Source organism: Proteus terrae subsp. cibarius (genome assembly GCF_011045835.1).
Taxonomy (GTDB): Bacteria; Pseudomonadota; Gammaproteobacteria; order Enterobacterales; family Enterobacteriaceae; genus Proteus; species Proteus cibarius.
Map to the genome: position 1 here is coordinate 3,709,914 of NZ_CP047349.1, position 26,598 is coordinate 3,736,511.

Genomic DNA, 26,598 nt, shown 5'->3' on the forward strand with positions numbered 1-26,598 from the left:
AAGAAGGCTAAAAATATTTGGCCTTCTTTAAATAATAGAAAAAAGTAAAATTACCAATATAATTAGTGTGTTGGCTTTAATTATTATTTGCTAGACAAAACTAAATACCTATCATCATGCCTTACTAAATAATCTCCACACACCCATCAAGTACTTACTTCTGTACTTAAATACCAAATCGTGTATAATTCGACCAAAGTAGATATAACTCTCTGGATAACAAGATGAAAACGATAAATTATACAGAAGCAAGACAAAACTTAACTTCAATTATGAATGAAACAATTGATGATAGAGTACCCATCATGATCACAAGGCAAAAGGGTATTCCATGTGTTCTTTTATCTCTTGATGAATACCAAGCACTAGAAGAAACTGCCTATCTGTTACGATCTCCAGCGAATGCGCGCCATTTGCTCGATTCTATTGATGAACTGAACCAAGGTAAAGGTATAGAAAAGGATATAACGGAATGAAATTAATTTTTTCTGAGCAATCATGGAGTGATTATCTTTATTGGCAACAAATAGACAAGAAAATAATTAAACGCATTAACGAACTCATAAAAGATATTAAAAGAACACCGTTTAGCGGAATAGGTAAACCAGAGCCCTTGAAACATAATTTAGCAGGTTTTTGGTCAAGACGGATCACTGATGAACATCGCCTTATCTACCGTATTACTGATTCCGCTATAGAAATTGCATCATGTCGATACCACTATTAGCCTCCTTACATTTATCCAGTTTAACTCTTAAAGGATCTCAAAGTATTTTTAAGCTTTAGATTTTCCCTCTACGCAATCGATTACTTTTTTAGGTGCAGTTATTGTTTTATTTGTGTAGGATAAAGCGAAAAACATTTTTTTTGGGATCTTTTGTCTATGAGCATGTCATCACCAAATTCTGGATCACAGGGTTTGCTCCAACGCCTGTTTAAGCTACAAGAACACGGCACAAACGCTCGCACCGAACTGATTGCGGGTATCACGACTTTCTTAACGATGGTTTATATTATCTTCGTTAACCCTCAAATTCTTGCTGCTGCCAATATGGATATCAAAGCCGTCTTCGTGACGACCTGCTTAATTGCAGCTTTCGGCAGTATTTTAATGGGATTAGTAGCAAATTTACCTATTGCTGTTGCGCCTGCGATGGGCTTAAACGCATTCTTTGCCTTCGTAGTCGTTGGTGCTATGGGTTACTCATGGGAAGTCGCTATGGGGGCGATTTTTTGGGGTGCAGTAGGGCTATTTTTGCTGACTCTCTTTCGTATTCGCTACTGGATAATTGCCCATATTCCACTGAGTTTACGTGTTGGTATTACTAGCGGTATCGGTCTTTTTATCGCCATGATGGGCTTAAAAAACTCCGGTATTATTATTCCTAACAACGATACCATCGTTACTATCGGTAATTTTGCTTCTCATAACGTATTATTAGGTGCATTAGGCTTTTTTATTATCGCTATTCTTGCTGCTCGTAATATTCATGCCGCAATTCTTATCTCAATTGTTATCACCACTGTAATTGGTCTTCTTTTAGGTGATGTTCAATATCAAGGTATCTTCGCTGTTCCTCCTTCTATCACAACCGTTGTTGGTAAAGTTGATATTATGGGCGCCTTAGATATCGGTCTTTCTGGCGTGATCTTTGCTTTTATGTTGGTTAACCTATTTGACTCTTCAGGCACATTAATTGGTGTCACTGATAAAGCAGGTTTAACTGATGACAAAGGCAAGTTTCCACGAATGAAACAAGCGTTATATGTTGATAGCTTAAGTTCTGTTGCAGGCTCTGCAATGGGTACATCGTCTGTAACTGCCTTTATCGAAAGTACTTCGGGGGTTTCTGTTGGTGGTCGTACAGGTTTAACTGCCGTTGTTGTGGGTATTCTTTTCTTACTCGCTATCTTCTTGTCACCACTAGCAGGTATGGTGCCAAGCTATGCAACGGCAGGGGCACTGATTTATGTGGGTGTATTAATGACATCCAGCCTTACACGCGTGAAGTGGGATGATTTAACAGAATCCGTTCCTGCTTTTATCACCGCGGTCATGATGCCATTTAGCTTTTCCATCACAGAAGGTATCGCACTAGGCTTTATTGCTTACTGTGTTATGAAAGTGGGTACTTTCCGCTGGAAAGAAATTAATCTCTGTGTTGTGATTGTTTCACTGCTATTTATTTTAAAAATATTACTCATTGATACTCATGTGATTGATTTGAATTCTTTATTCTAATATTCAATAAATTAAGATCATCATGATACAGACAAAACGGCACCAATAACGTGCCGTTTTTTATAAGAAAAGAGGTGATTATGCACGTACTTTTACAAGTAGATTTCCCTTATCATGGTCCTTTCGGTGATGAAATGACACAAGCTATGGATGCATTATCTGCATCAATCAATCAAGAGCCTGGCTTTATTTGGAAAATTTGGACTGAAAATAAAGAAACCCAAAAAGCAGGTGGGATTTATCTTTTTGATTCAAAAGAAAATGCTCAAGCTTATTTAGAGAAACACAGCGCTCGGTTAAAATCGTTTGGTATTCCAGAAGTACGTGGTGATATTTTTGCAGTAAACCAAGCTTTAAGCTTAAAAAATCAAGCCTGTTTTTTGGCTAAGTAGCTAAAAGCACAAGTGTTATATGCCACTTGTGCCTTTCTATTTTCTGCAATTACTCTGCTTTTGTGGGCAACAGCAAACCAAAAACAATAGAATCAGAAACTTCATCACCGACTATCCAGCGCTGTTTTAAATACCCTTCTTGCTCAAAACCTAATTTCGCTAACAACGCAGCAGATGCTTTATTATCAGGGTGGATATCCGCTTCTAAACGACGAACAGATAGATGTGTTTGAAGATACGTGATAAACGCAACCATCGCTTCTTTCATAACACCTTTGCCTTGATAAGCTGTATCAAGGCAATATCCAATTTCACCACGTCGTGAATTTGGGTAATGATTAAAGAAAACACACATGCCCATCAGTGCATTTGTTGCTTTATCTATCACCGCTAAGCGCAGATACTCTTTTCTTTCCATATGCGTGATATCTTGAATAATATCTTCTTGCGCTTCTCGCAGTGACTGCCAAGGAAGATGGCTCCAATAACGCGTCACTTCAGCTGAACTCATGATCTTAAACCAATCTTCAGCATCCCCCATTTCAAAAGGACGCAATCTTAATCTTTCTGTTTCAACCTGAATATCAGCATAACGCATCTCTACTTTTCCTTATGTGTTTTTGGGGCCACAAAAGCAATACAAACAGGCTCAGCAATAGCATCGGGTTCAGCACGAAACATGATCTCTTGAGTATCGGCTATTTTTAAACTCGGCCAGTGCTTTAAGCCTTCATCAAAATGGGCTTTTTCACAGTAATAGCCAACTTTACCCACCAATACGACACCTTTTTCCTCTAATTGTTGGAGCGTAATATGTCGATTATAAATATTCGGAGGCTGCACATTTTCTTCTAATATCCAAGGCTGTGAAGATAGAGGCCTATCTTTACCATAAAAAGTGACCCATTCATGCATATATTCCCCCCCAACATACGCTAACGGTGTGTGATAATGCTGATGCCAAGCTTGTTCAACATTTTGCACAAAGGTTTTTATACCGATAAATTTTTGACCTGCATTACGCACATTAGCGGCTTGAACAACGGTATAACCAGAAACAACTAACATACCAAAAACACCTAAACCATACAGCGCACCACGCAATGAACGTTTGGGCATGACACTAATTGAGCCCACAAAAAGTGCAGTCGCAATTGACATAAAAGGTTGCAACCACTCAGTGATACGCCCCCCTTCATGAAAACTAAACCAAATAAAAATAATCGTTAATGGAAACAGAAAAATAAAATTGAGTAATTGGCTATCTTTAGAAGCAGACCAACTTACACGTCCACCATAAAAACGTAAAATCCCCCACATTAAAATCACAGGGTAAAAAACAGTCAGTGCAGCACGCGTCGTACGCAAATTAAAACGGCTCTCTATTTGAGAATCGACCCATTTAAACGCCGCAAAATCGGTTTGCCATAACCAAATAAAGTTGGGAATAACAAAAGCAAACCAAATAGCCAATGCTAAATAGAAATAAGGTGAACAATAACTTGCTCGAACTTTAGGCACAAAAAGGCTTGATAAAAATACAGAACCAATAAAAGCTAATGATGAATATTTCCCCATTGTGGCAATACCCATCGTAATCGCAAAACCAATCCAATATTTTTGATTATCATTAATAGCACAAAGGAAAAAATAGAACGCCCATGCCCAACAACCAACTAGAATATAGTTATCGTTATAAGGGATAATATCAAAGTTGATAACACCAGATAAATTAAGCGCCAACATAGCAAACCAAGCTAAGTTAGTATTTTGCGTCAATTTATAAGCTAAGTTCCAAACCCCTAATAATCCAATAGCAATGATAATAAAGTGGATAAAATACCAATAAAAGCTAAAATCGATACCGCCGTAAATAGCAGGTGTCATTATAAAGCCAACAAACCAAGGATTTTTAGGGGAACCCCACCCTCCGTTAGTGCCCCAATTGACAGCCTCTACGGCATCATAAGGCACAGTAGGGTCAAAGAGATAACTCACTAAGATCCAAAGTGCTGCATAACCAATAACCCACCAATATACTGGTTTACGTAATTGTGTAGATGATAATGTCATAATAAATAGAAATTTAAGTTGATTAATTTAGTTTGGTCATTAATTGACGTCTCAACACAGTAAAGTATAGTGAAACGAACCGCACATTGTACGTGAGCAAAAATTAAATTGTCTTAAATTTGCGCTTTTATTGAAAATTTGTTTCTGATAGATTGCGCAACCAAGAAGATCACTATCGAGTTACCATTATGAATATGATTAAAAGAAAGCCCGCAGCTAAAGCACGTAAAAAATCACGTGAAGAGCTGAACGCGGAAGGACGTGAACGTAAACGTCAAAAGAAACACCGTGGCAATCCTGCCGGTAACCGTCAGCAGGAAGCGGAAAATAAACAGCAAGCTCAAAATACAGCACCGAAAGATCCACGTATTGGTAGCAAAAAACCGATCCCTCTGATTGTGGGCGATGCACCAAAAGTCGTGAAGAAAAAACCTGCGCCAGTTAAAGCTGAGCCAGTTCGTTTAACGCCTGAACAAGAATTAGACCTGTTAGAAAACGACACACGTTTAGATGAATTACTGTCTCGTCTTGAAAACGGTGAAAAACTCAATGCAGAAGAACAGGCTTATACTGAGAAAACCCTTGATCGTATTGACGAATTAATGGTTGAGCTAGGTATTGAGTTTGAAGATGATGACGATGAAGAAAAAACTGAAGACATCATGCAATTACTGAAAGGTAAATAATCAAAAGGCTAATCATTCGCCTTAATTACCTTACATCTAACGGATATCAATAACTTATTGATATCCGTTATTTTTTATAAGACACTCGCTTTTTTATTTTTCATTAATCCTCACTATTAACAATAGATCAATTAACTACCCCAAGCTCAGATAACTCCATCTATTCCTCTCTTGTTATCCCTGATATTCTATTTTTCTATCTTTAATATACGAGTGATAAAAAATATGGATAACAGACAGCAGTACTTAGATATCGCAGCCGGGCAAGGAGAAAAAGTGCCCTCTCGTATAGTGGCTTTCCCTGCACAGCCACTAAACTATGCGCTTATTGAACAACGCCTAGAAGAGCAAACCGATTACACTGATGGTGAGATAAATTATCTAAGTGAAAATATTGACGACGGTTTTTTCTATCGCTGCCAACATGGTGATGACGAGTTACATTTTTTCGTCTGTCTTTACCCTCGTGATGAAGATTACGAAATACGTCCAATGTATTCGACTGACGAACTCACACCACAACTACTCGCACATGCAAATGCGACAACTCAAGATTTATTATTAGAAACACTCTTTACTGAAGCCTTGCATCCTTTGGCAAGTTATCGCCATCAACTGAACTTTCTCAATATCATCGCACCTGAAATGGTCTTAGCATTAGATGAATCAGCGGCAGGTAAGGCATTAACGCCTGAGTGGATACGCTTTCAATTAGAGACCCCAGATCTCTATCCCGAAGTAGAAAGCTTATATGTTATTCATGCTGTCTATGACACAGAAAATGAACCACCGACTATGTTCTGGTTCCACACTCATGGATTAGCACGCTGCGGCTTAACCGAAGTCGATTTAGTTATTCCCAGTATGCTTGAGTCTTACTATGGTATTCCTGATCTCTTCCGTTGCTTTGTTAACAACAGTATTAATCATCGTCAAATCGAATTTGGTGAACCGATGCTTTGTGGTCAAACATCATCAGGCTTGGAGTATCTTGTCGCATTACCTTTTGAAGAAGGTATTCGCCATGTTAATCAATCAACACCACTTGAAAACCTTAGACCTTTAGAAGAGATGCGTTATGACACGGAAGGCGCACCAAATGGTATTTTCTTGGGTGATTTAGCTGATCGTGATGAATATCATCAACATCCTTCTTCTATGCTCTTTAGAACCAATGAAGAAAACCCTGTTTTAGAAACCTTCTTTAGAGGTTATGAAGAACAACAAGCGATGATGCTACTGCGCAGTAATGAAGAAACCTACGAGATGTCTGAAAAAGCCAAGCGACGCTGGGAATACTTCGTTTCTATGTTTGATAACTACAATCAACCGCCTGTTGAGAAAAAAAGTGGTTTTCTCTCTAAGTTATTAGGAAAAGACAAACCTGAAGAGACCGAAAACCCTTGGCAGTTTATGATCAAGTTCGGCATTCCTTATGGTGAAGGGGAAGAAAAAGAGCTAGAGCATATGTGGTTTGTACCACAGTCTAGAGATGGAGACACGATTTATGCAAAATTACTCAACGTGCCATTTTATGTTGAGGATATGCAAGAAGGTAAAACCTATCCTATCAACACTACACTAATAACAGATTGGGTCGTTTCATACGAAGCTGATAGCTATACCCCTAACAATATTTACCAACTTTTTAGCCACCAGCAAACCCACTAATTAGCGGGTATTCACCATGACAACGTGAGCTTTTTACTTAAGCTCGCGTTCTTCATATTCTTGAAATCTACTTTTATATTATCATCCGTTAACATTATTAATTGATTGTTATTTTGTTGCTACATAAGCATTTCAACTTTTCACATTCTGTTTTTGTCCAGTAACAGATAAAATAAACAGTCTAATTTCATCTCAATATCTTTTCTCAGATTGATTTAAATCAAGTGCAGATAAGCTCAGACTAGGCTAAATTATACCCAATAAAGATAATTATAATTCTCATTAGCATTAAAAATATTTATTATAATTAATCTGACCATGACGGTATGAACCTCATACGTGTAAATAACTATCAGTATCATTATTTTTTGTATCAATATTCGTGGAAGGACGATTATGTCTCTGATCCCAAATCACAGTTATAAAATCTTGAGCTACTCACCTCAGATTAGCCCGGCATACAGACAGAAACTATTATCTTTAGGTATGTTACCCGGCGCTGTGTTTAACGTTATCCGTATCGCACCACTGGGTGATCCTATTCAAATAGAAACGCACCGAGTATCCCTAATTTTGAGAAAAAAAGATCTCGCACTCATTAACCTTAGCGAAGTGGTTCATAACGAAAAATAATCGTTATTTCTCATTCAACCAGGCAAGACAACTATTGGCATCACTATTATGACTCCTCTCACTATAGGCCTTATCGGCAATCCCAATGCCGGTAAAACAACACTCTTTAATCAGTTAACAGGCTCTCGTCAGCGTGTGGGTAACTGGGCAGGTGTAACGGTCGAACGCAAAGTTGGTCGTTTCACTACTGCAAATCATAAAATTGAGCTCGTCGATTTACCCGGGACTTACTCTTTAACGACAATTTCAGAACAGACATCTCTTGATGAGCAAATTGCCTGCCATTTCATTTTAAGTAATGAAGCAGACATGCTGATTAATGTGGTTGATGCATCAAATCTTGAGCGTAACCTCTATTTGACATTGCAACTGCTTGAGCTTGGCATTCCATGTATTGTGGCATTAAACATGCTCGATATTGCAGAACACCAAGATATGCAAATTGATATCAACGCACTTTCAGAGCAACTGGGTTGCCCTGTTATTCCGATGATTTCAACCAAAGCATCTGGTATTGATAAACTCAAAGAAGCCATTGATACCTTCCCTGCTGAAAAGAAAAAACCACAAGAATTACTGACTTCTTATCCACTATGGTTATTAAATGAAGTCGAGACACTTGCTGAAAAAATTAATCATGATGAGTTTAATTTACAGCAACGTCGTTGGATGGCATTACAGTGTTTAGAAGGGGATATCTATACCCATCAACGCGCTCAAATCACCAGTGAAGATATCAAAGCCATTCGTCAACGAATTCAAGATGAACATAATAATGAACCAGAATTAGTCATTGCTGATGCCCGTTATCAAAATATTGAGCGCATCTGTCATGCCGTGATTAATATGGAGTCCATTAAGCCCAATATCCTGACACAAAATATCGATAAAGTGATATTAAACCGTTGGTTAGGCGTGCCTATCTTCCTATTTGTCATGTATTTAATGTTCGTACTCGCAATTAATATCGGTGGTGCATTACAACCTGCTTTTGAAGGTGGCTCTGAAGCTATCTTTATTCATGGTATTCAATGGATTGGTGCAACTTTTAACTTCCCTGAATGGCTGACAATTTTCCTTGCTCAAGGTGTCGGTGGTGGTATCAATACGGTTCTTCCATTAGTGCCACAAATCGGGATGATGTATCTCTTTTTATCTATCCTTGAAGACTCGGGTTATATGGCTCGCGCTGCGTTTGTTATGGATAGATTGATGCAGGCTCTGGGGTTACCGGGTAAATCATTCGTACCACTGATTGTCGGTTTTGGTTGTAACGTACCTTCTATTATGGGTGCGCGTACTCTTGATGCACCAAGAGAACGATTAATCACGGTATTAATGGCACCGTTTATGTCTTGTGGTGCTCGTTTAGCTATCTTTGCGGTATTTGCGGCAGCTTTCTTTGGTAAAAATGGTGCGAGTATTGTTTTCTCACTTTATCTTCTCGGTATTGTGGTTGCTATCCTCACAGGCTTACTACTAAAACACACCATTATGCGCGGTGAAGCGTCACCTTTCGTGATGGAACTGCCTGTTTATCACGTTCCTCACCTAAAAACGTTACTCATGCAAACATGGCAACGTCTAAAAGGTTTCGTTGTACGTGCAGGTAAAGTCATCATTATTGCGAGTATGTTTATTGGTGCGCTAAATAGCTTTACCTTCTCTGGTAAACCAGCGGATAACATCAATGATTCTGCATTAGCGTCTGTCAGTAAAGTGATCACACCATTACTGCAACCTATTGGTGTTCACAATGATAACTGGCAAGCAACGGTTGGTTTAGTTACTGGGGCGATGGCAAAAGAAGTGGTTGTGGGAACATTAAATACCCTCTATACCGCAGAAAGCATTGTTAATGAGCCATTTGACCCTGAAGAATTCGACCTATGGGGAGAAATTGGTGATGCCTTTGGTGAAACATGGGATAGCTTAAAAGAGACCTTCACTTTAGCTGCACTTTCTAACCCAATTGAAGCTAGTAAAGGTGATGGTGAAATGGATACTGGCACAATGGGAACCATGGGTGCTAAATTTGGCTCAGGCATTGCTGCTTATAGCTACTTAATCTTTGTTTTACTGTATGTACCTTGTGTTTCAGTAATGGGTGCTATTGCTCGTGAAACCAGTCGTGGCTGGATGACCTTCTCTATTCTTTGGGGATTAAATATTGCTTACTCACTGGCTGCGCTGTTCTATCAAGTCGCAACCTTTAGCGAGCATCCACAAAGCAGTACAATCACCATTGCTGCGGTTGTGATATTTAACTTAATTCTATTTATCTTGTTGCGTAATGCTCGTAATCGTCTAACAATTAACTTAAGCAATAAGCCATCATTGGCTAAACAATGTTGTTCAAAAGGTAGCTGTCACTAAGTGACAAAGGAAAAGTAAGATGGCCAGTTTGATAGAAGTACGTGATTGTATCGCCCTTAATGGTCGAGCCGATGCCCGTCTTATCAGCCATCAACTCAATATGCCTGAACCGTTGGTGCAAGCAATGTTAGAGCGGCTCACATTAATGGGTAAGCTTCAAGAAGTCGATGTCGAGGATTGTCTTACGGGTAGCTGTAAAAGTTGCCCAGAAGCCACCGCCTGCCAGACAAAGCTTTATCAAATAACCTAACAAATTGATAAATACCATCATGAAAATCCCTTACTTTGTGTAGGGGATTTTTTTATCTAATGCACAAGGTGAATCATTTTCATCTTCCTATTTAATGATTTACTTTCCTAACTATCACGGCATAATCCATTAACTATAGACGTAAAGACGTCTATTTAATTTCACTTTATAAGAATATAAAAATTATGCCAATAACTGAATTTTCATCAACGATCACCACAGGCGAGCAAGGCAGATTACAAATGCAATGCGCGTCGCGCCAATTTCAATTTTTACTTGATGAACCTGTATCACTGGGAGGTAAAGACAGTGCAATGAACCCTGTGGAAGCACTATTAGGTACACTAGGTGCTTGTAAAGGTATCGTGGCAAAAAGCTTTGCACGTATGCACCAAATTAATCTTAAAAATATTCGCATTGAAGTCAGAGGCGAATTAGATACCGATGGTTTTACCGGAAAAAATAAAGAAGCCAAAATTGGTTTTAGCAAAATTACGACCGAGTTCTTTATTGAAGCAGATAATAGTGAGGAAGAGATCGCTGCATTTATCGCTTTTATTGAACGCACTTGCCCTGTTGCAGACACAATAAAAAATGCACCGATCCTAGAAACGTCATTTCATCTCGAAAACGTAATCGCATAATCATGTCGTCATTGCTGCCCTTAATAAAAGGGCGGCATTGTTACAGCTGACATAAAATAAGAATTAACTTTATCGAAAAATGTGCTCTAAACTCGCTATTTTTAGGCTATAACCTACGCTTAATTGGCATGATAAGTAATATCACTTATTGGATGATAAAAATAACATTCCCTTTTTAAAGGATAATATTATGCCAATTATTGAGTTTTCATCTGTTATCACTAATGACGCATCTTCTCCCTTACAAATGCAATGTGCTTCACGACAATTTACGTTAATTATTGATGAGCCTGTTGCTTATGGGGGGGAAGACAGTGGTGTTAATCCAATTGAAGCGTTACTCGCCTCAATTGGCGCCTGTAAAGGAATTGTTGCTAAGAGTTTTGCACGGCTTCACCGTATTAACCTTAAAAATATCCGTATTGAGATGAAAGGTGAGATCGATCCTGATGGATATATGGGAAAGAATAAGCGTGTAAAAATCGGTTTAAGTCGTATTTCAACACATTATTTTATTCAAGCTGATAATACAAAAGAGGAAATACAGACATTTATTAATTTTATTGAACACACTTGTCCACTTTCAGATACCATCAAAAATGCCCCTATCTTTCATACTTTTGTTGAAATTGAATAAATAATATCTGCATAAAGAAATCTGCCCTTAATTTAAATAAAGGCAGATCTTTAAGATAATCACGAACGAATATTACAAGCCTCAATTAGCGCTTGAGTAAATTCATCTGGATGTGAAATAAAAGGCGCATGAGCCGCATTACGGAAAATAACAGAAGGTGAATGTGGATAAATAGCATCTAATAACCCAGCCACTTTCCGAGGAACTAAACCATCTAAATAGCCGTAAAAACGAATAAAAGGGCAATTCAACGTTTTTAACTCTTCTCGTAAATCCTCAGTACGCAAAATTTCTAGTCCACCATTAAGTACTTCGACAGAAGGCAGTGGCTGCTCTAATACTACTGACTTTAATGCCTTCATATCTTCACGCGCACTTTGCGTACCCAATGTTTGTAGTGCTAAAAAACGTTCAACTGTACGATGAAAATTCTCGTTTAACTGCTGCTCAAACCCTTTTAACACTTCAGGTTTGATACCCGGCCAATCCTCATGAGCACCAAAACAAGGTGAAGAAGCCACTGTAATCAGCGCTTGCACATTATTGGGATTATCTAAAACAACACGACTAGCGACTAATCCACCTAAAGACCATCCTAACCAAATGGCATTATCAGGAGCTTTAGCAAAAACAATGTCAGCCATCTCTTTTAATGTGAGAACAGGAAAACCTTGGCTACGACCATATCCTGGGAGATCAACAAGATGCAGTGTAAAGTGCGAGCTTAGTCGCGGTATTAATGATTGCCAGACCTCTGCATTCAATCCCCACCCGTGTAATAGCACAAGATGCGTTTTTCCTTCACCCATTGTCTGCCAATACAATTTATTCATTGTTATGCTCTCTTCTCTTAGTACAGGGATTTTCATTATGTGGATAACAATAGCAGGATATTGTTGGTTATGTCGCCAACCCTTACATTATGATACTAAAGGTATTTGTTCGAGTTGTATTCGACATTTACCTAAACAGCATAACCGCTGCCCATGCTGTTTATATCCCTCATCTCACTCTATGATGCTTTGTGGACACTGCTTGCAATCGCCTCCATTATGGAAACACATGTTGACAGTCACGGACTATCAACCGCCATTAAATAAATTATTACACCTTTATAAATACCAACCTCGCCCTCAAATAGCTTTATGTCTTGCACGACTTTTTCTATTGCGATGGCTTTCACATCGGCGAGAAAATTTGGTGCAAAAACCTGACAGAATTATTAGCGTTCCTTCGCATCATCATCGCCGTTGGTCTAGAGGCTTTGAGCAAGTAGAAGCTATCGCTAAGCCTTTGGCAAGGTGGCTAAATTGTGCTTATCAACCGGATACCCTGATAAGAACTCGTGCTACACTGGTGCAAACGCATCTTAATGCCAAACAAAGGCAACAAAATTTAAAGAATGCATTTGTATTAAATAACACAGTGTCGGTATCAGGGAAAAATCTGGCACTAATTGATGATGTTATCACTACAGGCGCGACATTAAAGAGCATTGTACCCTTGTTATTTCGTGCGGGAGCACGCTCTGTTGAGGTATGGGCGATTTGCCGAACCTTGTAGTTAACCGCCAATTGGGCGTATGATAACCAACCAGAACAGTCAACTATTGAGCAAGACGATATGATTATTATTACTGATGCCGCACAGGCGCATTTTGCCAAACTACTGGCTAACCAAGAACCCAACACCCAAATTCGTGTATTCGTTATCAATCCAGGTACACCTAATGCTGAATGTGGCGTTTCATACTGCCCACCTGATGCCGTAGAGCCAAACGATACTGAAATTAAGTTCGAAAAACTTTCTGCGTATGTTGATGACATCAGCGCTCCTTTCTTAGAAGATGCGGAGATTGACTTTGTCACTGACCAACTGGGCTCACAATTAACGCTGAAAGCACCTAACGCAAAAATGCGTAAAGTCGATGCTGATGCACCGTTAATTGAACGCGTTGAATACGTACTGCAATCACAAATTAATCCACAATTAGCCGGTCATGGTGGTCGCGTTAGTCTGATGGAAATCACTGAAGATGGTTATGCTATCTTACAATTTGGTGGTGGCTGTAACGGTTGTTCCATGATTGATGTCACATTAAAAGATGGTATCGAAAAAGAGCTGTTAAACCAGTTCCCAGGTGAATTGAAAGGTGTGAAAGATTTAACTGAACACCAACGCGGCGAACACTCCTACTACTGATCTCTCTGTATCACATCCCCTATGATACTCACCTGCACTGATATCATGGGGGATTTGTTTATTAAAATAATGATTTACAAAGTGTAACGTCATCTTTACTCATTTGACGTTATGATAAATGTATCGTTCTCTCGCTCAGAACAAATAAATCAATTAACAATATAATAAATAAGACAATTATGGATAAGTTTCAGTTTCTCAGCATTGAACAAGCCTATCAATTCTGGGCATCTCAATCAGCAATCTTAGTTGATGTTAGAGATCCTCAGAGTTACCGCATTGGTCATGCTACCGGCGCATTTCATCTCACCAATGATACGCTAAACCAATTTTTACAAGATGCTGACTTTGATGTTCCTGTGATGGTGATGTGTTATCACGGTCATAGCAGCCAAGGCGCAGCTCAATATCTGGTCAATATGGGCTTTGAAACCGTTTATAGTATCAATGGGGGTTTTGAAGCATGGCTAAGAGAGTTTCCACAAGCGATAACTTCTCTGCAATAACTACAGATGAGTTTTGTTAATGATCCACATTATTACGCTTTCTAACCCTCAAGCTGCTGATTTGTTTGTCAATTATATGACAACAAAAGGTGTGCGAATTCACGCAAAAAATGAAAATCAACAGATCTCACTTTGGTTAGAAGACCAACATCAGTTGGATATGGTTGAAAAAGAACTAAATACTTTTTTACGTGAGCCTTTTCACCCACGTTACCAAGCAGCAAGTTGGCAAACCGGTGATCCGAAAAACACGGGTATAAAATATCGTCCTGCCTTTTCGATAAAAAATATGGTGCAACGCTCAGGCCCATTAACGGTGCTGGTGGTCATTTTATGTGTCCTTATTTTTATTTGGCAACAAGTCGTAGGCGATTATAACGTTATGCTCCATCTGGCGTGGCCTTATAAAGAGAGCCTGAACTTTGAAGTTTGGCGCTACATCACTCCTGCGTTTGTTCACTTCTCACTCATGCACATTGCCTTTAACCTTGCGATGTGGTGGTATCTCGCAAGTCAAACAGAGCAACGATTAGGTACGGGTAAATTATTTGTCATCATGCTCGTTTCTGCGCTCTTTAGTAATTGGGCACAATCACTATTCACAGACTCTAATTTTGGTGGGCTTTCTGGTGTTGTTTACGCATTAATTGGTTATGTAGGCTTAACAGGAATACGTAATCCAGAAAAAGGTATTGGTGCTCCAACAGGCTTAATCGGCTTTTCGATTTTGTGGATTGTTGCGGGTTACATGGGCGTTTTAGGTGACTCTATCGGAAATACTGCACATTTTGCAGGCTTCCTTATCGGCTTATTGATGGCTTTGTGGGATAATCGACATCAATTATCTCGTAGATCATAATAAAATTAACATGATATTTTTAACATTAGGGGATACCTGTGAAGCAAACGCAACGACATGATGCCATCATTGAACTGGTACGCCTACAAGGCTATGTCAGCACTGAAGAATTGGTGGAGCATTTTGAAGTCAGCCCACAGACAATCCGACGTGATTTAAACGAATTAGCGGAAAAGAACAAAATCCAACGTCATCACGGTGGTGCTGCATTACCTTCAAGCTCAGTGAATACGGCTTATCATGATCGTAAAATCATGTGGTCTGATGAAAAATCACGTATAGCACAACGAGTCGCAAGCTTAATTCCTGATGGTGCAACACTGTTCATTGATATCGGTACAACACCTGAAGCCGTTGCGCATGCTTTAATTAACCACAAAAACCTACGTATCGTGACCAACAATCTCAATGTGGCAACGTTACTGATGGGCAAAGAAGACTTTCGCTTAATTCTTGCAGGTGGTGAAGTGCGTACACGAGATGGTGGCATCGTCGGTGAAGCCACACTTGATTTTATCTCTCAATTCCGTCTTGACTACGGTATTTTAGGGATAAGTGGCATCGATATGGATGGTTCTCTACTTGAGTTTGATTACCATGAAGTTCGAACTAAACGCGCAATTATCGAAAACTCACGCTGTGTAATGTTGGTGACTGACCATTCTAAGTTTGGTCGTAATGCAATGGTGAATTTAGGCAATATGAATTTGATCGACTACTTATTTACCGATCAAGAACCACCAGCAGGGATCCAAAAAATTGTTGAGCAACACAACGTTCAACTCGAATTATGTTAACTGAATAAATTCCTCAAAAAGTACCTTCTTAGGTACTTTTTTTTCGCCTATTTTCTACTAAAATCAAGTTAACTCACTCTATTTGCTCTCTTTTCTGATATACCGACTCTCTTTTTTTATTAACACATTAACAATGTTGTTTATTTTTAATAAACCCACAAAACATGTGGATATGATAATAAATTGTTATCCATATCACGCGGTTATGTTTTTTATCAGTTATATAGTTGGCATTTTCATCAAACTTCATTACAATTATGAGCGAAAACGAACATTAAAGAATTGTTTCGCGCATTCGTAGGAGGATGTTATGAAAACTCAAGACTTGATTGTCATCGGCGGCGGAATAAACGGCGCTGGAATTGCGGCGGATGCAGCTGGCCGAGGCCTTTCAGTACTTATGCTGGAAGCTCAAGACTTAGCAAGTGCGACATCTTCCGCGAGCTCTAAACTTATTCATGGTGGCTTACGTTATCTAGAACATTATGAGTTTCGCTTAGTTAGCGAAGCACTGGCGGAGCGTGAAGTATTATTACGCTTAGCACCACATATCGCATTTCCAATGCGCTTTCGCCTGCCACATCAGCCACACTTACGCCCAGCTTGGATGATCCGTATTGGTCTATTCCTTTATGATCATTTAGGAAAACGTGTCAGCCTACCAAGCAGTAAAGGCATTAAATTCGGTGCAAACTCTGTTTTAAAACCAGAATTAACACGCGGTTTTGAATACTCAGACTGCTGGGTTGATGATGCACGTTTAGTGGTGCTCAACGCACAAGAAATCGTCCGTCGTGGTGGTGAAGTGCGCACTCGCACAAAAGTAACCCGTGCTTGGCGTGAAAATAATTTATGGATGGTAGAAGCACAAGATTTACGTACTGGTGAAACATCTCTCTACCAAGCGAAAGCCTTAGTAAACGCAGCAGGCCCTTGGGTTAAAACCTTGTTTGATGAAGGCTTAAAACTGAAATCACCTTATGGCATCCGCTTAATTAAAGGTAGCCATATTGTTATTCCTCGCGCTCATAACGAACCACAAGCTTATATTTTACAAAACGAAGATAACCGTATTGTTTTCGTTATTCCTTGGATGGATGAGTTCTCTATCATCGGTACTACGGATGTTGAATACAACGGTGATCCTAAAGATGTCGCTATTGATGACAACGAAATTCAGTATTTACTGAAAGTCTATAACGATCACTTTAAGAAGCAGTTAACGAAAGAAGATGTGGTTTGGGATTACTCTGGCGTGCGTCCATTATGTGACGATGAATCAGATTCACCACAAGCGATTACCCGTGACTACACCTTAGATGTACATGATGATAATGGTCAAACACCACTGTTATCTGTATTTGGTGGTAAATTAACGACTTATCGTAAATTAGGTGAGCACGCTGTTGATAAACTTGTTGCTTACTTCCCTAACATGGGTAAACCGTGGACTAAAAATGGTCAATTACCAGGCGGTAATTTAGAAGGTTGTGATCGTGATGGTTATTCACGTTTAATCCGTCAACGTCACCCTTGGTTACCAGAAGCACTGGCACTGCGTTTTGCTCGCACTTACGGTAGCAACACTGAATTACTGCTTGAAGGTATTACTGATTTAGCAGGTATGGGTGAAAACTTCGGTCATAATCTGTATGAAGCAGAATTACGTTATTTAGTGAAACATGAGTGGGTTATCGAAGTTGATGATGCTATTTGGCGTCGTACCAAACTCGGCATGTGGCTAAATGACGAACAAAAACAACGTATTAGTCAATGGTTAGTGGCAAATACACACACTGCATAAGAGTAGTAAAAATATTCTCTGACTCTGTTCGATGTTTTTATTAGCAATTTTTGTGGCGCCTAATACCGCGCCACTTTTTTTTGCTTTTTTTTACCAAAACGCTCAAATTATTCATGATTAACAGTGTGCTAACTGTTTTTCTAGAAAAGCTTTTAACACGGTTGCATTATTTTGTTGCTTATCTTTACCTGAATAAAGTAATACTAGCGGTTGCTCTTTTGCTATTACAAGAAGAGGTCGCCAATGCTCAGGTGTAGCCATTAATTCTTGCGTATAACGTTGCGTGAATTCAGTAAAATCTCCCCCTCCGCCATGAAACCATTTTCGTAATTCAGTCGAAGGCGCGACACCTTTATTCCATTCATCATAATGAAAGTCTGTTTTTTTCACGCCCCTTGGCCATAGCCTATCGACTAACACACGATAACCTTCATGCTCACCGTTTTTATCATCATAAACACGTTTACAAGTGATCATTTCGCCCCTCATCAATACGTTAGTTAGCTTTATTGTAGAAGAAAAATGAGAGAATTGGCCTCTCAATACACTCATTTTCATCATAGAGCCCTTTTCAACATGAAGTTTTCTCTCATTTCTATTGAATTATCCTCATCAAAAACAGGGTGAATAGTTGTTGACTAAATAACCGAATTAAGAGAATCTACATCTAGACGTCTAAATGGTTAGATGGGTAAATAAGTAGTGATACTTAAATAAGAATAACAACACAGTGACATGATTGATGAGGTACAGGTATGAGCTTTTATCACGCAAGCCAACATGAAGCATTAAATCAAAATCTTGCCGAACTTGATGGCCAGATCCAAGTTTCCTTTGAGTTTTTCCCGCCTCGTACCGAAGAGATGGAAAATACTCTTTGGCAATCTCTTGCGCGCTTAAATACCTTAAAACCGAGTTTTGTTTCTGTGACTTATGGTGCAAACTCAGGCGAGCGAGATAGAACGCACTCGATTATTAAAGGAATTAAAGAGCGCACAGGATTAGAAGCCGCACCGCATTTAACTTGCGTTGATGCTAGCCGTGAAGAGCTACAACATATCGCGCAAGATTATTGGCAAAGCGGCATCCGCCATATTGTTGCCTTACGAGGCGATTTGCCAGATAACACTCAAAAACCCGATATGTACGCTACAGATTTAGTTCACTTACTCAAAGGTGTAGGTGATTTTGATATCTCTGTTGCGGCTTATCCTGAAGTGCATCCTGAAGCCAAAAGTGCACAAGCCGATTTAATTAACTTAAAAAGAAAAGTAGATGCGGGAGCAAATCGCGCGATCACGCAATTTTTCTTTGATGTCGAAAGCTATTTACGTTTTCGTGATCGCTGTGTTTCAACGGGTATTGATGTTGAGATTGTGCCGGGAATTTTACCGGTCACGAATTTTAAACAACTAAAACGCTTTGCAGGTTTAACCAATGTAAAAATTCCGGGTTGGATGCATAAAATGTTTGATGGGTTAGATAACGATCCTGAAACCCGTAGTCTGGTAGGTGCTTCAATTGCTATTGATATGGTGAAGATTTTAAGCCGTGAAGGAGTCAAAGACTTCCATTTTTATACACTTAATCGTTCAGAATTAACCTATGCTATTTGCCATACGTTAGGTGTTCGTCCTGAACTTGTGAAAGCCTGATCCAATCTTACAATTACCCCGCCAATTAAGCGGGGTGACATCTTGATGAATTACTCACCAAAGTGATACGGTTTTTCTACCGGTAATAGGCTGTATGCGGTGTCGAGATCACCATTAGCAATACAAGCATCAATTTTACGTACCTTATCGGTAATATCCGTAATATTCACAATCCACTCTTTGCAATATTTTTCAACTGCTTGATCTCGCAAACCAATTTGGATGGTACGATAACTGAGTCGATTCAAATAAATATCACGTTCAGGATCCCACTGAATGCGGATATTACTGGTTTCTGACGCTTCTTTCCAAGCTTCAGCAGTAGTATAGCGGTCTGGATCAAAATGACTCACAACACCTTGTGTCAGCATCTCTTGAAAGCCTTCATGCGTAATATCAACCGCAAGAATAGAAGCTTGATTAGCGTCTTTACGTCCCCAACCAGAACGGTACATCATCCAAAGAAAGGAAGGTTTTACCCAAGTCATACGGGTCATACTAAAAGGGGGCGAAACAAATGTTCCGTTTGCGACTGCGCTCTGAGCAATAGTATTTGAATAGGCTTGATAAACACGAACAAAATCATTCGTATAATATGCCCTTACTTCACACTCAGGACATCGGTCAACATCATCGTTCATCTTTCTTTAATATCCTTTTATATTAATAAAATGGAACTATCCGCTTAAATTATGAGCCTCTGATTGCAGATAATCAAGAGCCCCTATTTTTGTTAAAACGAGATAAGTAGAGTAGCGCTCATTTATAAAAGTAAAAAAAAGAATAACAATAAAACGAGCAGACTAATGTTCCTATTGTGGCTAAATAATAATAATTTAGTCTTGTAAAAGATATCTCACACTTCGCCCGCCAGCCCCACTGTCTGCTAAAAAACCCTGCTCAACAAGAAATGCTAAATGTCTTGTTGCACTTGCTCGACTTACTTTTGCCACACTCTTATATTGACTATTATTAATTCCATCGACAAAATCCCCTTGAAGCATTCTATTGATAACTTTTGATTGCTCTGGCGACAACAACGCTTGATCATGGGTTTGCCAATATTTAGTTGCTCTTACTGTCTTATCAATTTCATGTGTAGCTTCCAAAATAGATAATTGAAGCATTTGTAAAAACCATTGAAGCCATAATGTAATATCACCATCACCTTTTTGGGTATTTTCGATGACGTCATAATATTCTTGGCGATGCTCATTAATCGTTTTTGACATCGCATATAATCTGACTGTTTTATTTTCAGCTTGAGCTAATGCTAAATCCATAATAAGTCTGCCTATTCGCCCATTTCCATCTTCAAATGGATGAATAGTTAAAAACCACAGATGGGCAATAGCCGCTCTGATAATCAAATTAGGCTCATAATGAACTCTTGTTTTATTAAACCAATCCAAAAATAATGCCATCTCAGTTTCTATTGATTCAGGTGGCGGAGCTTCAAAATGTACAATAGGTTTATCAATTCTTTTACCTGAAACGACCTGAACAATACCTGTTCGGTATTTCCCTGAAGTAATAGGATTTAAAATAGAATGTCCTTCAGGAAACAATAGACTATGCCATTGAAATAAACGTTCCTGAGTTAATGGTTCATCTAAGTTATTAATAGCATCTAATGCAGCTCGCACAAAACCCTCTGATTTTTCATCAGTTGGATATGTTTTCTCTTCTACAATACCTAAGCGAGTCGCTAGTGAAGAGCGCACAGAAAATACATTTAGCTTTTCACCTTCAATATCACTCGAATAAATAATATTTGCCAAAATAGAATCTAAGGCAGATGTACTGTTTTCAGGCAACATTTGGCTTTGGCCATAGAGCATCCCTTGAACAAAACGAGTATCAATAAGTAAAGGGATCACGGTATTGTTGTTAAATCTGAAATGAGTCCTGTTTGAATGTTGCCAAATCCACATAAATCACCTCATGAGTCAAATATAAACTCTATTCTACTCAAAAAGTGAGGCGAATAAGCGGTTTAATTGACTCACTGAGTAGAAATTAGGCGCTCGATAAGCTGTGTTTTTATTAATGCAGGGGATTTAACTGCGGTGCCTGCTATCTTTGCAGACATGATTTCAAAAGCTTTTTCGACCAATAAAGCTTCATCTTGCTTCATTGACCACACATTATTAGGTAAAAAACTGAGCATCACATGATCATCGAAGGTACCAATATGAAGATGAGCCGGAATACTTCCTTCACGCTGACGAATAACACTCAATAAACCTTCAAGAATAGGCAATGATGAGGCAATAAAATGAGAGGGTATTTGCTGATGTTGCTCTAAATACTGTTTCATCATCAGCTCACCATCTTTGGTTGTATTATGCTCAGCATAAGAGACAGTCACTCGGTTATCATCACCATAATGTCCTTTTATAGCTTGCACATAACCGCGCAAACGCGCTGCGATGGTGGGTAATAATGCATCACCCGCAAAAAAATGAATTGGCGCATCTAGCTTTATCATCGCTCTTGTTAGTTGAGCACCACTGTCACAGTTATCTGAAGCGACACAAATAGCCTCACTGACAGAGAAATCTCTATCTAAAAAAACCAATGGTTTTTGGCGATGCTTCACATGATGTAGCTGATTTTTACGGCTTGATGACACAATGAAAATACCATCAACATTACGCTCATCCATTGATTTAACGAGTTTATTCTCATTTTTGATATCACCATAGGTACAACTAATCGTTAGCTGACAACCAATTTGGTGACAATGCATCTCTAATTTTTCAGCCAAAGCGGCGAAGAATGGGTTAGAAAGGCGAGGGATAACCAATCCGTAGGTATCTGTTTTATTAAGCTTTAAACTTCTAGCCGCATGATTGACGGTATAACCAAACACCTCAACATAGTCCGCGATCTTTTTTTGCGTTTTTGCACTGATACGGTATTGATCACCTTTGCCATTTAATACCAATCTGACTGTGGTAATAGACAAATTCAGGTCATTTGCAATCTGTTCAACTGTTTTTGCCATTAATATTCCATATTGATATTGCCCTCACCTTGATGATGAGGGCCAGTTAACCTTTACTGAGCAGGCTTAGCTCGGTATTTCTTCCACATTGCTTTTAACGAAGGTCCAATAATGGGTAGGATCAACGTTAGTATCGCAATACCTAAGAATGTCGCAGTAATTGGGCGTGTATACAGAATAGATAAATCACCCTGAGACATCATTAAAGCACGACGTAAATTTGATTCCGCCATCGGCCCTAAAATAATCCCGATAACCACAGGAGACATAGAGAAATCGAGCTTAATCATAATGTAAGCGAGTAACCCTGCTCCCATCATCACGAATACATCAATGATACTATGGTTCACAGAATAAGCACCTACACTACATAATACAAAGATAATTGGTACTAATACGCGACGCGGAACATCCATCACTCGAACAAAGAGTTTCATACATAAGAAACCTAAGATACCGAGGAAAATATTCGCCATCATCAAGCCAATAAAGATGCTGTTAACTTCAACTGGATTGTCAGTAAAGAGCTGAGGCCCTAATGCCAATCCCTGAACCATAAATGCACCCATGATAATGGCGGTTGCGCCATCACCCGGAATACCTAAAGTCATTAAAGGCACCATGGTTCCGCCTGTTACTGAGTTTGCACCGGCTTCTGGTGCAGAAACACCTTCTGGTGAACCGTGACCAAACTCTTCAGGGTGTTTAGACCAACGTTTTGCTTCGTTATAAGAGATAAATGATGAGATATCTCCACCCGTTCCCGGAATTGCGCCAATCGTTGTACCAATAGCAGATGAACGGAAATAAGTCGGTAACACACGTTTAAAATCAGCCCATGTCGGTAATACACGGTGAATACGCGCATTAATTTTTTCACTCTTCTTTTGTTTGCGCTCACGATACTCTTCTTCAAAACTGATCAAGCCTTGAGAGAAAGCGAACAAACCAACCAAGATAGGGATAAATGAAACCCCACCCATTAGGTACACAGTATCAAAGGTGAATCGAGGCCCAGATGTCATTGGATCAAGTCCAATTGTTGCAATCGCTAAACCTATCGCACCGCCCATCAATCCTTTCACAATGGATTGCGATGATACACTGGTAATAATACTTATGCCAAATACCGCGAGTGCAAAATATTCAGCGGCAGAGAAACCTGTTGCCACTTTTGCTAATTGAGGCGCTATTACAATCAGGGCAATCGTACTAAAGATCCCCCCAAACATAGAACCCATCGTAGATAAACCCAGCGCGCGTCCTGCTTCACCTTTTTTCGCCATTGGATAACCATCCAATACCGTTGCAGCAGAAGCGGGAGTACCCGGCGTACTAATCAATATCGCAGTAATTGAGCCACCGTAAACGGCACCACAATACATTCCTAATAATAGGAGGATCCCTGTCATTCCTTGGAAGGAGTAAGTTAATGGGAGAAGTAATGCAATCCCCATATTTACTGTTAGGCCCGGTAATGCGCCGATAATAATACCCGCGAATACCCCTAACAGGATCATCGTTATCGTTTCCAGAGTGAAAACGACCATTAAAGCGTCTAGTATTTCCATCTCAAAGCTCCTTTACCGCTTATTCAAAAAAGACGGAGGTTGGCAGAGGTGAATTAAAGATAATGTCAAAAAAGACATAAACGGCGGCAACCATCACAACCGGAATAACAACCAGTGCAATAGGTTTTCTTTCATTCATCAGCCACATAATGACCGGGATAAGAAGCAGTGACGGAATAATAAAGCCAAAAAAGTGCAGACCAGTGGCATAGACCAACATAAAGATGCCTAAACCATAAGCGCGTTTAACTGCAGTAGAACTCAGGTCAACAGACTTATGTACATGTTTGATTTTATCAACCACGATACTAATCCATTGAAAAATCCCCAGTAAAATAAATAAGATGGCAAGACCATAAGGCCAAAAACGCTCCCCAGGCACACCATAATCATCAAACATGCTCATATCACGGGAGAGATAGATAATTAGTGCCCCGAAAGCCACTGAAATCGCACCGATGATTGTATTGATTTTTGTCATGTCGGGATCTCCCCGACCCTACCTGCCGTAACAGGTAGGGTGGTTTATAATATTAGAAAAGTTATTTTTTCAGGGTTGCTGCAATTAACTCAGCATACATCTCGTGGTCTTCTTTCATCATTTGGTAAGCATCATCACCCGTAATAAACACAGGCATGATACCTTGTTTTTTCAGTGCTTCTTGGTATTCGGGTTTTTGAACTACTTCAGAGAATGCATCAACTAACTCTTTCTTCACGTTATCAGGCACATTAGCGGTTGTTGCTAATACAGCCCAAGCACGCATTTTCACGTTAGTATCTAATTTCAATGCTTCTTTGAAAGTCGGTACGGCTGGGAATAATGGGAAACGACGCTCATCCATTACACCAAGAACACGTAGAATACCGGCATCAACTTGAGATTTAACTGCACCCGGAGTTGTTAATACGCCATCGATGTGGTTGCCCACTAAAGCAGCAATTGAAGGGCCTGTACCTTCGTTGTAAGGGATATGGTTAAATTTAGCACCAGTGGTACGTTCGATATTAACGCCAGCTAAGTGATAAATAGCCCCCATACCTGAGTTACCGACTTTCAGTTTACCCGGGTTCGCTTTCGCACCCTCAATAAACTCTTGTAACGTGGTATAAGGTGATTCTGCATTAACAACTAACACCACTGGATCAGCGATAGTTGTTGCGATTGGGGTAAAATCTTTATAAGTAACTGGTGATTTTCCTTGGTGTGGGAACATCGCCAATTCAACGGTTGTCATCACTAACTTCGTGCCATCTGGGCGTGCATTAGCCACTTCAATCAGACCCGTTAAACCATTACCAGCAGGCTTATTCACAGGAACGAAAATACGTCCAGCTGGCATCACATCTTTTGCAAATTCAATGATAGTACGTGCAGAAGTATCAGTACCACCGCCCGGGTTTTTCGGGATGACAACATCAATATTTTTTGTAGGATACGTTAACTGTTGGGCAACTGCGTTCCCCATGCCCAGTGTCATCGTAATCGCCAACGCTGCGAGTAGACTCTTTTTCATAAAACCCTTTCTCCACATTTTTATTGAGTAGCCATTAGTTGCTGATAAACAATGTTTTTTCGATTCCAAGTAAAGGTCACGTGTAGGGTATTGTTTTCAGCAATAATAGCCGGATATGAAAATTCGCCTTCCCCATCGAGTAAATCGAATGGTTCAGACCAAGTACTGCCATTATCGGATGAAAGACTGACAGAAATAGGATAACGACGACTCCAGTTACCTGAGTTCGGGTTATACACCAATGCCAGTTGACCATCTGCGAAGGAGACGACATCAATGCCGCTATTATTATTTGGTAATATTGTTGCATAAGCTGGACACCAACTGCGCCCATAATCCGTTGAATCGCTACGATAAATAGTACCGCGCGTACTCCGCATCATGGCATGCACATGCCCAGGCCGGGATTCCCATAGTGTTGGCTGTATCACGCCATCCCATTGAAAAACGCGTTGTAGATCAGTCTCCCATAAGGCATCGTCCTTTAAACCCTGCCAGATTTCATGTTCCGCTTGCTCACCTTTATGATGTTCAATTGGAATATCTACTCGCAACCAGTGTTGACCGTTGTCACTCGAAATATCGACAAACGCATCCCAGAACTGGTCATCCTCAACCGACCCTGGTGCCAACCACTCGCCATTCGACATCACTAACACTTTATTTTTCACAGGACCTCTAGGTGCTACATCACCAGAAACCAATTCACTCGGTAAACTCCAGCTATTTCCGCCATCCTTCGAGATAACGTATTGGGTTGTCCAACTATGTACGTCGGGACCCGTTTTATAAAACAGCCAGATATTACCTGTTGATGGGTCAACATGTAAAACTGGATTCCAGTGCGCAACACCCGGATTTTTAACAACAGGTTGAGCGTGTTGCCAATGTTCACCCTCTTTCACCACTAGCCAGATAGCGGTATTACCGCTACCTTCTTTATCGCCAGCAAAAAAAGCGGTTAACAAACGCTCAGAGTTAGGCACACGCACAATCGTTGAAGCATGGCAGTGATTAAAAAGTGAATGTGCATTATCAAGCACAAACTGGGTTTCCTTCATCACGAAAGGCAT

29 protein-coding genes are annotated in these 26,598 nt (G+C 39.7%); 18 read left to right on the top strand and 11 right to left on the bottom strand.

Translation table 11 applies throughout. The annotated features are described in order from the left end of the window. Positions 1-224: 224 nt before the first annotated feature. The 4 genes from yefM (at position 225) to GTH25_RS17010 (ending at position 2,634) form a co-directional block, all read left to right on the top strand. On the top strand, positions 225-476 hold the full coding sequence (gene yefM, locus GTH25_RS16995; protein ID WP_072068851.1) for a YoeB-YefM toxin-antitoxin system antitoxin YefM: 252 nt from the start codon (positions 225-227) through the stop codon (positions 474-476). Further along, positions 473-727 carry a Txe/YoeB family addiction module toxin gene (locus GTH25_RS17000; RefSeq protein ID WP_075671248.1) on the top strand — a complete coding sequence of 85 codons (255 nt, stop codon included), beginning with the start codon at positions 473-475 and terminating at the stop codon, positions 725-727. The genes yefM and GTH25_RS17000 overlap by 4 nt, the downstream gene beginning before the upstream one ends. A gap of 156 nt (positions 728-883) precedes the next feature. After that, on the top strand, positions 884-2,242 hold the full coding sequence (locus tag GTH25_RS17005) for an NCS2 family permease (protein ID WP_075671246.1): 1,359 nt from the start codon (positions 884-886) through the stop codon (positions 2,240-2,242). 80 nt (positions 2,243-2,322) lie between these two features. Continuing rightward, positions 2,323-2,634 carry a monooxygenase gene (locus GTH25_RS17010; protein WP_098941657.1) on the top strand — a complete coding sequence of 104 codons (312 nt, stop codon included), beginning with the start codon at positions 2,323-2,325 and terminating at the stop codon, positions 2,632-2,634. 49 nt (positions 2,635-2,683) lie between these two features. Here the strand turns inward: GTH25_RS17010 and GTH25_RS17015 are convergent, their stop codons facing one another. Both GTH25_RS17015 and GTH25_RS17020 read right to left on the bottom strand, forming a co-directional pair. Then, complete coding sequence (locus tag GTH25_RS17015; RefSeq protein WP_109419323.1) at positions 2,684-3,232, bottom strand: GNAT family N-acetyltransferase; 549 nt, start codon at positions 3,230-3,232, stop codon at positions 2,684-2,686. A 2-nt stretch (positions 3,233-3,234) separates the two neighbouring features. After that, entirely contained in the window at positions 3,235-4,707 is a 1,473-nt protein-coding gene (locus GTH25_RS17020) for a glycosyltransferase family 39 protein (RefSeq protein WP_075671240.1), read from the bottom strand. A gap of 188 nt (positions 4,708-4,895) precedes the next feature. Here GTH25_RS17020 and yihI point away from each other — a divergent pair, with 188 nt between their 5' ends. The 7 genes from yihI (at position 4,896) to GTH25_RS17055 (ending at position 11,604) form a co-directional block, all read left to right on the top strand. Further along, a complete protein-coding gene (gene yihI / locus GTH25_RS17025) occupies positions 4,896-5,393 on the top strand; it encodes a Der GTPase-activating protein YihI (RefSeq protein WP_075671238.1) in 498 nt (165 codons plus the stop codon). A 225-nt stretch (positions 5,394-5,618) separates the two neighbouring features. After that, the gene (locus GTH25_RS17030) at positions 5,619-7,064 is read left to right on the top strand and encodes a DUF4026 domain-containing protein (protein ID WP_164530764.1); all 1,446 of its coding nucleotides are present in this window, start codon (positions 5,619-5,621) and stop codon (positions 7,062-7,064) included. Positions 7,065-7,460: 396 nt separating this feature from the next. Next, a complete protein-coding gene (gene feoA, locus GTH25_RS17035) occupies positions 7,461-7,697 on the top strand; it encodes a ferrous iron transporter A (protein ID WP_036914344.1) in 237 nt (78 codons plus the stop codon). A gap of 48 nt (positions 7,698-7,745) precedes the next feature. Continuing rightward, complete coding sequence (gene feoB / locus GTH25_RS17040; protein WP_075671234.1) at positions 7,746-10,073, top strand: Fe(2+) transporter permease subunit FeoB; 2,328 nt, start codon at positions 7,746-7,748, stop codon at positions 10,071-10,073. Positions 10,074-10,092: 19 nt separating this feature from the next. Then, positions 10,093-10,323: a FeoC-like transcriptional regulator gene (locus tag GTH25_RS17045; protein ID WP_159242130.1), complete on the top strand. Its 231-nt coding sequence runs from the start codon at positions 10,093-10,095 to the stop codon at positions 10,321-10,323. Between the two features lie 185 nt (positions 10,324-10,508). Then, positions 10,509-10,967, top strand: coding sequence for an OsmC family protein (locus GTH25_RS17050; RefSeq protein ID WP_075671230.1), 459 nt, complete (start codon positions 10,509-10,511; stop codon positions 10,965-10,967). Between the two features lie 190 nt (positions 10,968-11,157). Beyond that, positions 11,158-11,604: an OsmC family protein gene (locus tag GTH25_RS17055; protein WP_075671228.1), complete on the top strand. Its 447-nt coding sequence runs from the start codon at positions 11,158-11,160 to the stop codon at positions 11,602-11,604. A gap of 59 nt (positions 11,605-11,663) precedes the next feature. Here GTH25_RS17055 and bioH read toward each other — a convergent pair whose 3' ends face one another. Further along, complete coding sequence (gene bioH / locus GTH25_RS17060; protein ID WP_099659209.1) at positions 11,664-12,437, bottom strand: pimeloyl-ACP methyl ester esterase BioH; 774 nt, start codon at positions 12,435-12,437, stop codon at positions 11,664-11,666. Positions 12,438-12,474: 37 nt separating this feature from the next. On the opposite strand from bioH, the gene gntX reads away from it, so the two are divergent. The 6 genes from gntX to glpD all read left to right on the top strand — a co-directional run bounded on the left by gntX (position 12,475) and on the right by glpD (position 17,772). Beyond that, complete coding sequence (gntX, locus tag GTH25_RS17065; protein ID WP_075671224.1) at positions 12,475-13,167, top strand: DNA utilization protein GntX; 693 nt, start codon at positions 12,475-12,477, stop codon at positions 13,165-13,167. A 60-nt stretch (positions 13,168-13,227) separates the two neighbouring features. After that, a complete protein-coding gene (nfuA, locus tag GTH25_RS17070) occupies positions 13,228-13,806 on the top strand; it encodes a Fe-S biogenesis protein NfuA (protein ID WP_075671222.1) in 579 nt (192 codons plus the stop codon). 179 nt (positions 13,807-13,985) lie between these two features. Beyond that, on the top strand, positions 13,986-14,312 hold the full coding sequence (gene glpE / locus GTH25_RS17075) for a thiosulfate sulfurtransferase GlpE (protein WP_075671220.1): 327 nt from the start codon (positions 13,986-13,988) through the stop codon (positions 14,310-14,312). Between the two features lie 19 nt (positions 14,313-14,331). Next, positions 14,332-15,171: a rhomboid family intramembrane serine protease GlpG gene (gene glpG, locus GTH25_RS17080; RefSeq protein ID WP_075671218.1), complete on the top strand. Its 840-nt coding sequence runs from the start codon at positions 14,332-14,334 to the stop codon at positions 15,169-15,171. Between the two features lie 38 nt (positions 15,172-15,209). Next, positions 15,210-15,968 carry a DeoR/GlpR family transcriptional regulator gene (locus GTH25_RS17085; protein WP_006534541.1) on the top strand — a complete coding sequence of 253 codons (759 nt, stop codon included), beginning with the start codon at positions 15,210-15,212 and terminating at the stop codon, positions 15,966-15,968. A 310-nt stretch (positions 15,969-16,278) separates the two neighbouring features. Then, a complete protein-coding gene (glpD, locus tag GTH25_RS17090; RefSeq protein WP_075671216.1) occupies positions 16,279-17,772 on the top strand; it encodes a glycerol-3-phosphate dehydrogenase in 1,494 nt (497 codons plus the stop codon). A 117-nt stretch (positions 17,773-17,889) separates the two neighbouring features. Here glpD and GTH25_RS17095 read toward each other — a convergent pair whose 3' ends face one another. Next, a complete protein-coding gene (locus GTH25_RS17095; protein WP_075671214.1) occupies positions 17,890-18,249 on the bottom strand; it encodes a DUF488 domain-containing protein in 360 nt (119 codons plus the stop codon). A gap of 278 nt (positions 18,250-18,527) precedes the next feature. Between GTH25_RS17095 and metF the strand changes: the two genes are divergently transcribed. After that, positions 18,528-19,427, top strand: coding sequence for a methylenetetrahydrofolate reductase (gene metF / locus GTH25_RS17100; RefSeq protein ID WP_075671212.1), 900 nt, complete (start codon positions 18,528-18,530; stop codon positions 19,425-19,427). Between the two features lie 50 nt (positions 19,428-19,477). Here metF and GTH25_RS17105 read toward each other — a convergent pair whose 3' ends face one another. The 7 genes from GTH25_RS17105 to GTH25_RS17135 all read right to left on the bottom strand — a co-directional run bounded on the left by GTH25_RS17105 (position 19,478) and on the right by GTH25_RS17135 (position 26,598). Then, positions 19,478-20,068: a DUF4291 domain-containing protein gene (locus GTH25_RS17105; protein WP_075671210.1), complete on the bottom strand. Its 591-nt coding sequence runs from the start codon at positions 20,066-20,068 to the stop codon at positions 19,478-19,480. A gap of 195 nt (positions 20,069-20,263) precedes the next feature. Further along, positions 20,264-21,361: a Fic family protein gene (locus GTH25_RS17110; RefSeq protein WP_075671208.1), complete on the bottom strand. Its 1,098-nt coding sequence runs from the start codon at positions 21,359-21,361 to the stop codon at positions 20,264-20,266. Positions 21,362-21,432: 71 nt separating this feature from the next. After that, the gene (locus tag GTH25_RS17115) at positions 21,433-22,437 is read right to left on the bottom strand and encodes a LacI family DNA-binding transcriptional regulator (RefSeq protein WP_075671206.1); all 1,005 of its coding nucleotides are present in this window, start codon (positions 22,435-22,437) and stop codon (positions 21,433-21,435) included. 53 nt (positions 22,438-22,490) lie between these two features. Then, positions 22,491-24,008 carry a tripartite tricarboxylate transporter permease gene (locus GTH25_RS17120; protein ID WP_075671204.1) on the bottom strand — a complete coding sequence of 506 codons (1,518 nt, stop codon included), beginning with the start codon at positions 24,006-24,008 and terminating at the stop codon, positions 22,491-22,493. Positions 24,009-24,027: 19 nt separating this feature from the next. Further along, entirely contained in the window at positions 24,028-24,489 is a 462-nt protein-coding gene (locus GTH25_RS17125; RefSeq protein ID WP_075671202.1) for a tripartite tricarboxylate transporter TctB family protein, read from the bottom strand. A gap of 61 nt (positions 24,490-24,550) precedes the next feature. Then, entirely contained in the window at positions 24,551-25,525 is a 975-nt protein-coding gene (locus GTH25_RS17130; protein ID WP_223672646.1) for a tripartite tricarboxylate transporter substrate binding protein, read from the bottom strand. Between the two features lie 20 nt (positions 25,526-25,545). Beyond that, a complete protein-coding gene (locus tag GTH25_RS17135; RefSeq protein WP_075671197.1) occupies positions 25,546-26,598 on the bottom strand; it encodes a sialidase family protein in 1,053 nt (350 codons plus the stop codon).

What these genes read in the sequence shown, in the direction of transcription:
- yefM (WP_072068851.1), top strand. Translation starts at nt 225, where the DNA reads ATGAAAACGATAAATTATACAGAAGCAAGACAAAACTTAACTTCAATT.
- GTH25_RS17000 (WP_075671248.1), top strand. Translation starts at nt 473, where the DNA reads ATGAAATTAATTTTTTCTGAGCAATCATGGAGTGATTATCTTTATTGG.
- GTH25_RS17005 (WP_075671246.1), top strand. Translation starts at nt 884, where the DNA reads ATGAGCATGTCATCACCAAATTCTGGATCACAGGGTTTGCTCCAACGC.
- GTH25_RS17010 (WP_098941657.1), top strand. Translation starts at nt 2,323, where the DNA reads ATGCACGTACTTTTACAAGTAGATTTCCCTTATCATGGTCCTTTCGGT.
- GTH25_RS17015 (WP_109419323.1), bottom strand. Translation starts at nt 3,232, where the DNA reads ATGCGTTATGCTGATATTCAGGTTGAAACAGAAAGATTAAGATTGCGT.
- GTH25_RS17020 (WP_075671240.1), bottom strand. Translation starts at nt 4,707, where the DNA reads ATGACATTATCATCTACACAATTACGTAAACCAGTATATTGGTGGGTT.
- yihI (WP_075671238.1), top strand. Translation starts at nt 4,896, where the DNA reads ATGAATATGATTAAAAGAAAGCCCGCAGCTAAAGCACGTAAAAAATCA.
- GTH25_RS17030 (WP_164530764.1), top strand. Translation starts at nt 5,619, where the DNA reads ATGGATAACAGACAGCAGTACTTAGATATCGCAGCCGGGCAAGGAGAA.
- feoA (WP_036914344.1), top strand. Translation starts at nt 7,461, where the DNA reads ATGTCTCTGATCCCAAATCACAGTTATAAAATCTTGAGCTACTCACCT.
- feoB (WP_075671234.1), top strand. Translation starts at nt 7,746, where the DNA reads ATGACTCCTCTCACTATAGGCCTTATCGGCAATCCCAATGCCGGTAAA.
- GTH25_RS17045 (WP_159242130.1), top strand. Translation starts at nt 10,093, where the DNA reads ATGGCCAGTTTGATAGAAGTACGTGATTGTATCGCCCTTAATGGTCGA.
- GTH25_RS17050 (WP_075671230.1), top strand. Translation starts at nt 10,509, where the DNA reads ATGCCAATAACTGAATTTTCATCAACGATCACCACAGGCGAGCAAGGC.
- GTH25_RS17055 (WP_075671228.1), top strand. Translation starts at nt 11,158, where the DNA reads ATGCCAATTATTGAGTTTTCATCTGTTATCACTAATGACGCATCTTCT.
- bioH (WP_099659209.1), bottom strand. Translation starts at nt 12,437, where the DNA reads ATGAATAAATTGTATTGGCAGACAATGGGTGAAGGAAAAACGCATCTT.
- gntX (WP_075671224.1), top strand. Translation starts at nt 12,475, where the DNA reads ATGTGGATAACAATAGCAGGATATTGTTGGTTATGTCGCCAACCCTTA.
- nfuA (WP_075671222.1), top strand. Translation starts at nt 13,228, where the DNA reads ATGATTATTATTACTGATGCCGCACAGGCGCATTTTGCCAAACTACTG.
- glpE (WP_075671220.1), top strand. Translation starts at nt 13,986, where the DNA reads ATGGATAAGTTTCAGTTTCTCAGCATTGAACAAGCCTATCAATTCTGG.
- glpG (WP_075671218.1), top strand. Translation starts at nt 14,332, where the DNA reads ATGATCCACATTATTACGCTTTCTAACCCTCAAGCTGCTGATTTGTTT.
- glpD (WP_075671216.1), top strand. Translation starts at nt 16,279, where the DNA reads ATGAAAACTCAAGACTTGATTGTCATCGGCGGCGGAATAAACGGCGCT.
- GTH25_RS17095 (WP_075671214.1), bottom strand. Translation starts at nt 18,249, where the DNA reads ATGATCACTTGTAAACGTGTTTATGATGATAAAAACGGTGAGCATGAA.
- metF (WP_075671212.1), top strand. Translation starts at nt 18,528, where the DNA reads ATGAGCTTTTATCACGCAAGCCAACATGAAGCATTAAATCAAAATCTT.
- GTH25_RS17105 (WP_075671210.1), bottom strand. Translation starts at nt 20,068, where the DNA reads ATGAACGATGATGTTGACCGATGTCCTGAGTGTGAAGTAAGGGCATAT.
- GTH25_RS17110 (WP_075671208.1), bottom strand. Translation starts at nt 21,361, where the DNA reads ATGTGGATTTGGCAACATTCAAACAGGACTCATTTCAGATTTAACAAC.
- GTH25_RS17115 (WP_075671206.1), bottom strand. Translation starts at nt 22,437, where the DNA reads ATGGCAAAAACAGTTGAACAGATTGCAAATGACCTGAATTTGTCTATT.
- GTH25_RS17120 (WP_075671204.1), bottom strand. Translation starts at nt 24,008, where the DNA reads ATGGAAATACTAGACGCTTTAATGGTCGTTTTCACTCTGGAAACGATA.
- GTH25_RS17125 (WP_075671202.1), bottom strand. Translation starts at nt 24,489, where the DNA reads ATGACAAAAATCAATACAATCATCGGTGCGATTTCAGTGGCTTTCGGG.
- GTH25_RS17130 (WP_223672646.1), bottom strand. Translation starts at nt 25,525, where the DNA reads ATGAAAAAGAGTCTACTCGCAGCGTTGGCGATTACGATGACACTGGGC.
- GTH25_RS17135 (WP_075671197.1), bottom strand. Translation starts at nt 26,598, where the DNA reads ATGCCTTTCGTGATGAAGGAAACCCAGTTTGTGCTTGATAATGCACAT.